Annotated in this window: 10 protein-coding genes; 5 read left to right on the plus strand and 5 right to left on the minus strand. The window is 52.8% G+C overall.

What is annotated here, in order from left to right:
- Nucleotides 1–96: 96 nt before the first annotated feature.
- The 4 genes from BM412_RS17390 to BM412_RS17405 all read left to right on the plus strand — a co-directional run bounded on the left by BM412_RS17390 (nucleotide 97) and on the right by BM412_RS17405 (nucleotide 4,839).
- A complete protein-coding gene (locus BM412_RS17390) occupies nucleotides 97–243 on the plus strand; it encodes a YqzM family protein (RefSeq protein ID WP_090982007.1) in 147 nt (48 codons plus the stop codon).
- Between the two features lie 413 nt (nucleotides 244–656).
- A complete protein-coding gene (gene rsgA / locus BM412_RS17395) occupies nucleotides 657–1,772 on the plus strand; it encodes a ribosome small subunit-dependent GTPase A (protein ID WP_091222865.1) in 1,116 nt (371 codons plus the stop codon).
- A gap of 91 nt (nucleotides 1,773–1,863) precedes the next feature.
- Nucleotides 1,864–2,505 (plus strand): TetR/AcrR family transcriptional regulator, encoded by a 642-nt coding sequence (locus BM412_RS17400; protein ID WP_091221062.1) that lies wholly within the window; start codon nucleotides 1,864–1,866, stop codon nucleotides 2,503–2,505.
- A gap of 78 nt (nucleotides 2,506–2,583) precedes the next feature.
- Nucleotides 2,584–4,839, plus strand: a complete 2,256-nt coding sequence (locus BM412_RS17405; RefSeq protein WP_091221065.1) for an MMPL family transporter — start codon at nucleotides 2,584–2,586, stop codon at nucleotides 4,837–4,839.
- A 375-nt stretch (nucleotides 4,840–5,214) separates the two neighbouring features.
- Here BM412_RS17405 and BM412_RS17410 read toward each other — a convergent pair whose 3' ends face one another.
- From BM412_RS17410 to BM412_RS17430, 5 genes are read right to left on the minus strand one after another with little or no spacing between them, the layout of a single operon-like run.
- Nucleotides 5,215–5,448 (minus strand): YezD family protein, encoded by a 234-nt coding sequence (locus tag BM412_RS17410; protein ID WP_091221068.1) that lies wholly within the window; start codon nucleotides 5,446–5,448, stop codon nucleotides 5,215–5,217.
- Between the two features lie 21 nt (nucleotides 5,449–5,469).
- Nucleotides 5,470–6,534 (minus strand): ABC transporter ATP-binding protein, encoded by a 1,065-nt coding sequence (locus BM412_RS17415; protein WP_091221070.1) that lies wholly within the window; start codon nucleotides 6,532–6,534, stop codon nucleotides 5,470–5,472.
- 3 nt (nucleotides 6,535–6,537) lie between these two features.
- Nucleotides 6,538–7,419 (minus strand): sulfate ABC transporter permease subunit CysW, encoded by an 882-nt coding sequence (cysW, locus tag BM412_RS17420; protein WP_091221072.1) that lies wholly within the window; start codon nucleotides 7,417–7,419, stop codon nucleotides 6,538–6,540.
- A 13-nt stretch (nucleotides 7,420–7,432) separates the two neighbouring features.
- The gene (gene cysT / locus BM412_RS17425; RefSeq protein WP_091221075.1) at nucleotides 7,433–8,281 is read right to left on the minus strand and encodes a sulfate ABC transporter permease subunit CysT; all 849 of its coding nucleotides are present in this window, start codon (nucleotides 8,279–8,281) and stop codon (nucleotides 7,433–7,435) included.
- 27 nt (nucleotides 8,282–8,308) lie between these two features.
- Nucleotides 8,309–9,451: a sulfate ABC transporter substrate-binding protein gene (locus BM412_RS17430; protein WP_256256402.1), complete on the minus strand. Its 1,143-nt coding sequence runs from the start codon at nucleotides 9,449–9,451 to the stop codon at nucleotides 8,309–8,311.
- A gap of 386 nt (nucleotides 9,452–9,837) precedes the next feature.
- On the opposite strand from BM412_RS17430, the gene BM412_RS17435 reads away from it, so the two are divergent.
- Entirely contained in the window at nucleotides 9,838–10,857 is a 1,020-nt protein-coding gene (locus BM412_RS17435; protein ID WP_091221078.1) for a sulfate ABC transporter substrate-binding protein, read from the plus strand.
- Nucleotides 10,858–10,939: the final 82 nt, after the last annotated feature.

A 10,939-nucleotide genomic window follows, 5' to 3' on the forward strand; every position in this document is an offset into this window, starting at 1 on the left:
CCTCACAATTGTCACGACCTGCGACTTTACAATTATTCTGGAAGTTGGGTATACTAGGGGGAGCAATCGTTGTTGTCTAAGGAGGAAGTTGAAACGATGGAAAATGTAAGAGACCCACGTGAGCATTTGAACGAGGAACCGCGCGACGATCTATTCGACGTTGCACTTGGCTTTGGCGGATTCTTTGGACTGCTGTTCGTTATTTTCGCCGCTGCGGTGATTATCAAATTCATCATTTCGTAATAATGTGGCCTTGCCTCGGAATCCGGGAGCAAGGCCATTTTAATGGCATGAGTTGACAAGTCGCTTCGAAGCGCATAGAATGACAACTAACGATAACTAAGGAGGCTGATGTCAAATGGTAGCTAATGTCATGAACGTTCAAGTAGCAGTAGTTGCAGTCGCATCGGTCTCAGACGGATCAAGTACGGGAATTGCTTCGTAAGCTAAGGATACAGCCCTAGCTTATTTGTAATCGCCCAAGCCGCCGCAAGAGACCGTAATCCGGTTTCTTGCGGTTTTTTTGTGTCCGTTTCGGTACGTACAACGTACCAAAAGCGAAGACCGCAGGAGTTTATTTCCTGCGGTCTTTTTTGTTATCCATCCACCAAACTAACCAATAAAGGGGTACACCAACTTTGAACATGAACCAACCCATGCAAGTAAGCAAGAGCACTAACCACCTGCAAGACTATGGCTGGAATGCGCACTGGGAGCATACGTTTGACGGTGCGTCCGCCAACAGCAGCGTCGGCGCAAGCGTAAGCCTTGAGCCGGCACGCGTCATTGCCCAATTTACAAATCGGTACCGCATCATGACCTCCGCCGGCGAATGCGCCGCCGAGGTTAGCGGCAAATTCCAGTTCCAGGCTGCATCGCGCAGCGAGTTCCCTGCCGTCGGCGACTGGGTCGCGGTACAATCCCTGCCGGGCGAACAGCGTGCCATCATTCACGGCATCCTGCCCCGCCGCTCGGCGATGATCCGCAGAGCGGCCGGCAGCGTGCCGGAAGAACAGGTCATTGGCACGAACATCGACACGCTCTTCATCGTTAATGCCCTCAATGGCGACTACAATGTCCGCAAAATCGAACGTTACCTCATCGCAGCTTGGGAAAGCGGCGCAACGCCTGTCGTCTTGCTGACGAAAGCCGATCTCTGCACCGATACGGAACGCAGGGTCGCCGAAGTTGAAGCGGCAGCGCCTGGGGTTCCGGTCCATGCGGTCAGCGCTCTGGAGAACGAAGGCCGCGATTCGCTCTCGCCTTATATGCTCCAAGGCCGCACCATTGCCGTAACCGGCTCATCCGGTGTCGGCAAATCAACGCTGCTGAACTGGCTGGCCGGCGGCGACCTTCAGCGCGTGCAGGGCATCCGCGAGGACGACGCGCGAGGACGCCATACCACTACGCACCGCGAGCTGTTCCCGCTTCCGGGCGGCGTCATCATGATGGATACGCCGGGCATGCGCGAGCTGCAGCTGTGGGAAGCCGATGACGGCTGGCAGGAAGCGTTCTCCGATATCGAAGCGATTGCCGAGACCTGCCGTTTCCGCGATTGCCGCCATCAGGCAGAACAGGGCTGCGCCGTGAAGGAAGCACTGCGCAGCGGCGCGCTTGATGAGCGCCGCTACGAAAGCTACAAGAAAACCGGTCGCGAGCTGGCGCATCAAGCGCGCAAAGAGCAATCGGTCAGCAAACGGCAGAAGAAAAGCGCGGATAAACGGATCGAAGCACGCACAAGTTACTCCAAGCACAAGCTGGACATCGATTAATTTGACTGGCAGGTTCCCAGAGAGGTATGATCTTATCAAGTGATAAGCTGAAACGATTAGCTGATTTAGCAGGAAAGGAATCTTCTCCGCAATGGCAGCCAACAAATCGAATCAAACGCAAGAGACTCGCGCCATGATTATCAGAACGGCGAAGGAGCTGTTTATGGAGCTAGGTTACCGCGCCGTATCCACCAGACAAATCGCCGATGCCTGCGGCTTAACGCAGCCTGCGCTATACCACCACTTCAAGGATAAGCAGGCGCTTTACGTAGACGTGATGCGCTCGGTGTGCGATGGCACCCGAAGCTCGCTCGATCGTATCATTCAAAGGGAAACAGATGTAAGGCATCGCCTCTGCCATGTCACTGCCTATATGCTTGCGAATCACCCCGAGGATCTCAGCCGGATGTTTCACGATATCCGGCATGAGCTTGCCCCGGAGTCCCAGCGAATCATCTATGAGCTGTGGCGCAGCGCCTATCTTGCGCCGCTGCTCGCCATATTCGAAGCAGGTCAGCGGGATGGACAGCTGCGCAGCTCCGCGCAATTCGGGATGGATGCCGAGAAATCGGCCCGGCTATTGATGGGGCTCATCAACCAGACACTGGCCTCGGCCTCCACTTTCTCTGCCGCCGGCGCAGCAGGCACGAAGAAAAATTGGGATGAACAAGCGCAATTGCTCATCAACGTGTTGTTATACGGACTATCGGCCACCCCACCTCCTTCGGTGTAGGGCGGCCTAATAGCCCTTTTTTTCTACTCATCGCTTATCACTTGATAAGCAAAATCAAAAGGAGATGAACGCATCCACATGGTAGTTAGATGGCTCGAAACATTCACACAAGCAGTCGGTGGCAAACGCGGCCGATGGCTGACGCTTGCCGCTTGGATCCTTATCGTCGCTCTGCTCAATATGACGCTGCCCAGTTCCTCGAAACTCAAGGACGATACGCTGGCTAACTTCGATGCGAGCAAACCATCCGTACAAGCCGAGAAGCTGATCGCCGAGCAGTTCCCATCCGAAACCGGCATTCCCGCACTCTTAACCTGGTACCGCGCGAGTGGACTTACGGATGAGGATTTGGCCGGCATTCAGCAGCTGGCGAAGCAGCTGGCAGCCGATCCTGTTCCTAATCAAGAAAGTGTCGTGCCGCTTGATAAGCTGCCGCTTCCGGCTTTAAAGCAGCAAGTTTCGGAGGACGGCACAACGTTGGTTCAGCCTGTCCTGTTTGATAAGACGGCGGGCAGCGACGGACTCAAAGAAGGTCTGACTCAGATCGAGCAAGCAACAGCCCTGATTTTCAAGGATGCAGCAAATCCGTTCCAAACCAAACTTAACGACGAGTCCGGCAGCGGCCTTGCCGTTCGAGCATCCGGACCTGTCGGTATCGCAGTTGACGCGACAGGCTTGTTCAAGAGCGCTGACGTTTCCCTGCTGCTGGCAACTGTATTTCTGGTCCTGCTCTTCCTGCTTCTCATCTACCGTTCACCGGTGCTCGCGCTCATTCCGCTCATTGCGGTCGGATTCGCATACGGTGCTATTACACCGCTGTTAGGCTGGATGGCGGATCAGGGCTGGATTGCTTACGATTCCCAGAGCTTGTCGATCATGACCGTGCTGCTGTTCGGGGCCGGAACCGACTACTGCCTCTTCCTTATTGCCCGATTCCGCAGCGAATTGAAGGAAGAAGGCCATACGTTCACAGCATTAAAGCGTGCTTTCAGCGGCTCTTCGGGAGCAATTGCCATGAGCGGACTCACCGTTGTCCTCTCCTTGCTTGTGCTCCTGCTGGCTGAATTCGGCAGCATTCAGCGCTTCGCGATTCCGTTCAGCTTAGCCATTCTGATCATGATGATCGCTAGCTTGACACTTGTACCGGCGTTCCTCGGTCTATTGGGCCGAGCATCCTTCTACCCGTTCATTCCTAGAACGCAAGAAATGGCTGCCGCAAGGGCGAAGAAAAAAGGAAAACCGGCGCCGGTACCGCAAACACGCCCGACCCTTGGCGACCGGCTTGGAGAAGTCGTTGTCCGTAAGCCGAAACGGATCGCGGTTATTACGACGATTATCCTGGTCATTTGCGTGATATTCGCCACCCAAATCAAATACACATTCGACACGCTCTCTTCATTCCCGGCAGATTCTCCTTCACGAGAGGGCTTCACTCTCATCGCGGATCATTTCAATGCCGGCGAGCTTGCACCGGTACAAGTGATTGCGCAGACCCAATCCGCCGAACAAGGCGAAGCCATCAAAGCCGCATTAGCTGCTCTTCCTTTCGTGAAGAAAGTCACGGATCCGGTTCCGGGCGCTGCGAATCCGGATCTGCTGCGCTATGAAGTCGAGCTAGCCGTAAATCCATATTCGATCGAAGCGATCGCTCACATCCCAGAGCTGCGGCAGGCGGCGGAAGAAGCACTCTCTGCATCTGGCACCGGCACCAGCACCGCGGACGGCATATGGATTGGCGGCCAAACCGCAGAACAGTACGACACCAAGCAAACCACCGGCGATGACGCGAAGCTTATCATTCCGGTCATTCTGATTCTCATCGCGATTCTATTGCTTGCCTACCTGCGCTCTTTCGTCGCGATGCTTTATTTGATTGCAACTGTCTTGTTATCCTACTACAGCGCTCTGGGCCTCGGCTGGGTCGTGCTTCATTACTTGTTCGGCACGGACGCGATTCAAGGACTCATTCCGCTCTATTCCTTCGTCTTTATCGTAGCGCTCGGCGAGGATTACAACATCTTCATGATTTCGAGCATTTGGAAGAAAGCACGTCGCATGCCGCTGCGCCAAGCGGTGAAAGGAGGCGTCTCCCAGACCGGCTCCGTCATCACCTCGGCAGGTCTGATTCTCGCAGGTACCTTCGCCGTGCTCGCAACCTTGCCGATTCAAGTGCTTGTGCAATTCGGCACCATAACGGCAATCGGCGTGCTGCTGGATACGTTTATCGTGAGGCCCTTCCTGGTTCCCGCGATAACGGTGCTTTGCGGTCGCTTGGCTTTCTGGCCCGCTTCCGCTTCGAAAGCCAAGCAGACCCTCTCTAGATCAGTTGATTAAACCCGAAACGGGTTACGCTAATAAGGAGGACGCACGCCGTGTGAATGCTGCTCATAAAGCAGCATTTGCTAGTAGTTTGACCGTTGAACGTTGGAAGTGCTGCGCATTTTACAACATTTCAACGTGAAACGGCCCCAGCATGCTCTTCCTCTCAGCAATTGTTGATTTTTGCGCAACAATGGCTGAGATACATCATTAAACCTGCTGAAATGTTGCCTGTAGTTCAACATTTTTGCTCACAATTGGTCCTCAGCTGCTCGTCCTTGAAGATGCCTCAGGCAGCTGCACGACTCGCTCCCTCCTTAATCAGCAGAAAAAGCGCCGGGTCACTCGTTATCAACGAGCAGTCCGGCGCTTCTCTTTTACTTCCCTCTTCTATCCGTTAACAGCCTTCAATTTATCCGTGCTGTTGTTTGCAGGTTCTTGTCGTTGTTGCCCATTTTGCCCGGTTTTGGCAGTCGCCGCATCGAACCTCTTGCGCTCTGTACGGTCGATTTGGACGACTCTGCCGTCATGAACCGTAATGAGAACCGAACCATATTCAAGCCCATTTACCTGAGTTGCTATGCGCTCTAACCATTCTTGATCCAGCACGATTGGCTTTGCCATAATAAATCCCTCCCGGACGAATTAAATGTGAACTGGCAGCGGATCGATCTTAAGCGGATTCTCCACGATCGTCGCCGACTTATCGGTAATAACGTATAAACGGTGAATAAGGACGGATACTTCATCACCCGGCTGAAGCGGCTCTTGATCCAGTGAACGGTGTGCCGACAGCCTGTTGCTGCCTACTTCAACATCAAGCTCCAAATGAGCGCCACGGAAGAAGATATGCCGGACCTTGCCTTTCTCGGCAGCGGATGGGAACGGAATTTCCCGCTCGCGCCCTACCTCGACAAACTCCGGGCGGATGAGCGCTTTAGCGCCTTCTGCAAGCGAAGAGCCGCTGAAGCCGCGAAGGTCTCTAGGCTGCTCCACAACGCTGGAATGCCCGATAAATCCTGCCACAAATGCGGTTTGCGGATCGGTGTAAATATGAACCGGCGACCCTTGCTGCTCCAGCTTCCCTTGCTGGACGATCAGCATTTCGTCCGCTACCTCGACTGCCTCGTCTTGGTCATGCGTGACGAAGATGGAGGTGATGCCCAGCGTGCCGATCAGCTGCTTCAGCCAGGTGCGAAGCTCCTTGCGCACCTTCGCATCAATGGCGGCGAAAGGCTCGTCGAGCAGCAGCAGATCCGGCTTTGGCGCAAGCGCTCTGGCGAATGCCACTCTCTGCCGCTGACCGCCGGAGAGCTGATGCGGATAGCGATGCTCGAAGCCTCGCAGCCCCGTCAAGTCGAGCAATTCCCCGACGCGCTCCTTGATCTCCGCTTTACTGTTCTTGCGAATCGTCAGTCCAAAAGCGATATTATCGAATACGGTCATATGTTTAAACAACGCGTAGTTCTGAAATACGAATCCGATTCCTCTGAGCTGCGGCTGAACATCGTTGACCCGCTTCCCGTTAATGAAGATATCGCCGGAATCCGGAGTCTCGAGTCCCGCTAATATCCGAAGCAGCGTCGATTTGCCGCCGCCGCTCGGTCCGAGCAGACCGATCAGCTTGCCGCGTTCGATCGAGAAGCTGACATCGTTTACGGCTTGGTGGCCTTGAAAGGATTTATTGATGTTTCGAACCTCGATATGCATCCTTTAGCCCTCCTCTTTCGGGGTTTTCTGAGCGGTTTTCCATTCGATGAAGCTCTTTACGACCAGCGTCACCAGTGCCAGCATGACCAGCAAGGAAGCCACTGCAAACGAAGCGGAGAATTGATATTCGTTATACAGGATTTCGATGTGCAGCGGCAGTGTATTCGTCTCTCCGCGAATGTGGCCGGATACGACCGATACAGCGCCGAACTCCCCCATCGCCCTCGCATTACAAAGAATGATGCCGTAGAGCAATCCCCATTTGATGTTAGGCAGTGTGACGCGCCAGAAGATTTGCCAGCCCTTGGCACCGAGGCTTGCGGCGGCTTCCTCTTCTTGTACGCCTTGCGCCTGCATCAGCGGGATCAGTTCGCGAGCAACGAACGGGAACGTTACGAACGTTGTCGCCAGCACGATACCGGGCAACGCGAAGATAATTTGGATATTATGATCCGACAACCACGGTCCGAGGAAGCCTTGCGCGCCGAACAATAACACGAAGACCAGACCCGAGATGACCGGCGATACGGCAAAAGGTAAATCGATCAGCGTAATAAGTACGTTTTTGCCCCGAAACCGGAACTTACTGATCGCCCAAGCGGCGGCAATGCCGAATACCGTATTAAGCGGAACTGCAATGACGGCTGTCAGCAAGGTCAGCCGCAGTGCCGACCAAGCATCGGGATCCTTCAGCGCAGCTACGTAAACCTCTGTTCCCCGTTTGAAAGCTTCAATAAAAACCGACATCAGCGGCAGCAGCACCACAAGTACCAGGAACAGCAGCGCGATAGAGATGAGTACTATTCGAATGCCGGCAGACTCGTTAATATGTTTCGGACGCTGCGCGGACTTCTCGGATAAATGAACCGTAACTGCACCAGCCATAGTTTACACGCTCCTATTCCGCAATAACGCGGCGATTGCTCCGCCACTGCAAGTAGTTGATTAACAGAAGAAGCAGGAAGGATGCAACAAGCATGACAAGCGCGATGGCCGTCGCTCCCTTGTAGTCGTACTGCTCAAGCTTCGTCATAATGAGCAGCGGCGCGATTTCGGTTTTCATCGGCATGTTGCCGGAGATGAAGACGACCGAACCGTACTCTCCAATCCCTCTGGCAAAAGCAAGGGCAAATCCCGTAAGCAGCGGCGGGATCAGCTCCGGCAGAATGACTCTGCGGAACGTCCGCCAGCGGAATGCGCCGAGCATGACGGCCGCTTCTTCGACCTCTTTATCCAGCTCCTGCAGAACGGGCTGCACCGTCCTTACCACGAAGGGCAAACCGATAAAAATCAGGGCTAACGTGATGCCGAGCGGCGTGAAAGCCACTTTGATACCGAGCGGTTCAAGCAAAGAACCAATCCAGCCGTTTGGTGCGTAGATTGCGGTCAATGCAATGCCGGCAACAGCGGTTGGCAGTGCAAAGGGCAAATCGATCAGGCTGTCGACCAGCTTTTTCCCCGGAAATTTGTAGCGTACCAGCACCCAGGCGACAATGAGTCCGAATACTAGATTGATTAGTGCGGCATAGAAGGATGTGAAGAAACTGATTTTGTAGGATGCGAGCACCCGCGCATTAGCCACCGTGTGCCAGAACTGCGCCGGCGTTAAACCGGATGTTTTCACGAAGATACCGGCTAACGGGATGATGACCAGTACGCTTAAGTAGAAAATGGTGAATCCAAGGGAAAGTCCGAAACCGGGCAATATGCTGCGCGGCTTCGCTTTGCTTGAAGTGGAACTTTTCATAAGAAGAGTCAGCTCCTGTCGATTCGCTTATGAGCCGGGTGCGTAGATTTGATCAAATACGCCGCCGTCTGCAAAATGCTTCTTCTGTGCAACGGCCCAGCCGCCGAAATCATCGTTGATCGTCAGCAAGGTCATTTCCGGGAATTGCTCCGCGTACTGCTCCGCTACCGATGCCAGCTGCGGGCGGTAGAAATTCTCCGCGACAAGCTTCTGCGCTTCTTCGGTGTACAGGTAATCCAGGTAAGCTTCCGCAACGGTGCGCGAGCCTTTCTTATCGACGTTCTTATCGACGACGGCTACCGGCGGTTCTGCAAGAATACTGATCGAAGGATAGACAATATCGAATTTATCCGGGCCCAGCTCTTTCACGGAAAGAAGCGCTTCATTCTCCCAAGCGAGCAGCACATCGCCGATGCCCTTCTCTACGAAGGTTGTCGTGGAGCCGCGTGCTCCGGAATCGAGTACAGGTACGTTCTTGAACAATGCGGAAACAAATTCTTGTGCTTTCGCTTCGTCGTCATTGTTCTGTTTAAGCGCATAGCCCCAAGCTGCGAGGTAGTTCCAACGTGCGCCGCCGCTTGTTTTCGGGTTTGGCGTGATGACTTCCACGCCCGGTTTCACCAAGTCGTTCCAATCTTTGATCTGTTTCGGGTTGCCTTTGCGGACCAGGAACACGATCGTCGATGTATAAGGCGCGCTGTTGTTCTCAAACTGCTGCTGCCAATCCGGATCGATCAGCCCTTTCTCGGAGATTGCATCGATATCATAGCCAAGAGCAAGTGTGACAACATCGGCTTTGAGTCCGTCAATGACCGCCCGCGATTGAGCGCCGGAGCCTGCATGGGATTGTTTGATCGTTACTTTCTGTCCATGCTCTTTCTCCCAATAATCTGCAAACAGTTTATTGTAAGATTCATATAATTCACGCGTCGGGTCGTAAGAAACATTCAGCAGCTCAATCGGTTCGGCAGATTCCGTGTTTGCCGCATTATCGGCCGCTGGCTCCGTACCGTCTGCATTGGTATTATTGGAAGCACCTGTATTGGTTTGGTTCGTATTCGCCGGGGAATTGGAATCCCATCCGCAGCCTGTCAGCGCAAGGGCGAATACAATAAAGATCAACAACGTGTGGAGCGTTAACTTGGAATTCTTCTTTTTCATGTTTGTCATGTAAAAGCACCTCTCATCATCTTATTTCAGATAACTAACGCTTTCCCACTCCGTGTTGACCGGTAGTTGAAATAGAATTAATCCTACCTGTTTAGTTGGTTATGGGATGATGATAGCAATGGATAAGCTGTCCTGTCAATCCTTTTTTTTAACATATTTATGAAATGGATCAGTTTTGCTTATTTAAAGTTTTGTTAAATTCATAGTTGACAGGTAGGAATTGTCAGCTTATGATAAATCCATCGAGCCCACCGGTCCACCGGAGGCCCCGGCAAAGTAACAGCAGCCTGAAGTTTCTCTTCATGGGTGCATTCTGCCTGGGCCTCCTTTTTTTGTCCAATCAGTCAGATCGGGATGGAGCACTATAATAAAGGGAGAGTTGAAAAATGAAGAAAAAACTGCTACTCACGATCACCGTACTGGCATTAATCCTATCCTTATCCTCCACCAGCTTTGCAGCCGTAACCAAACCGGCAAAACCGGATATCGAGCTGCTGAACGTCTCGTACGATCCGACGCGTGAGCTATACGTGCAGTACAATAAAGCCTTCGCTTCTTATTGGAAGGCTAAGACCGGACAGAAAGTTACGATTAAGCAATCTCATGGCGGCTCCGGAGCCCAAGCGCGCTCTGTTATCGATGGACTGCAAGCCGATGTCGTTACACTGGCACTTGCTTATGATATTGACGCAATCCAAAAAGCCGGACTGATTAATGACGGCTGGGAATCACGTTTTGCTAAGAACAGTTCGCCATACACATCCACAATCGTCTTCCTAGTGCGTAAAGGGAACCCGAAGAAAATCAAGGATTGGAACGATCTCGTGAAGGATAAAGTGTCCGTCATTACGCCGAATCCGAAAACAAGCGGCGGCGCACGCTGGAACTTCCTTGCTGCATGGGGTTATGCGTTGAAACACAACAACAACAGTGAAGCGAAAGCAACGGATTTCGTAACGAAGCTCTTCAAGAACGTGCCTGTACTGGATTCCGGTGCCCGCGGTTCGACGACAACCTTCGTTGAACGCGGAATCGGCGACGTGCTGCTAGCTTGGGAGAACGAAGCGTACCTTGCGCTTAAAGAACATGGCAAGGATTTCGAAATCGTAACGCCATCCTATAGCATTCTTGCCGAGCCTCCTGTAGCTGTCGTTACGAAGAACGCGGAGAAACACGGCACACGCGAAGTAGCTAAAGCTTATCTCGACTACCTCTACACGAATGCCGGTCAACGTATCGTGGCTCAAAACTTCTACCGTCCGACAAATACGAAAATCGCTGCAGAATTCACGAAGAAGTTCAAAAACGTCGAGCTTTCGAACATCCGCGACTTCGGCGGCTGGAACAAAGCACAAACGAAATTCTTTAACGATGGCGGCGTGTTCGACGATATTTACAAACCATAACATGGCGCATCAAAAACCGTACATCCTAATGGATGTACGGTTTTTTTCTATACATATCCTGATTTACAAGAATCGAATAATA

The organism is Paenibacillus sp. BC26, assembly GCF_900116125.1.
GTDB lineage: Bacteria > Bacillota > Bacilli > Paenibacillales > Paenibacillaceae > Paenibacillus_Z > Paenibacillus_Z lignilyticus.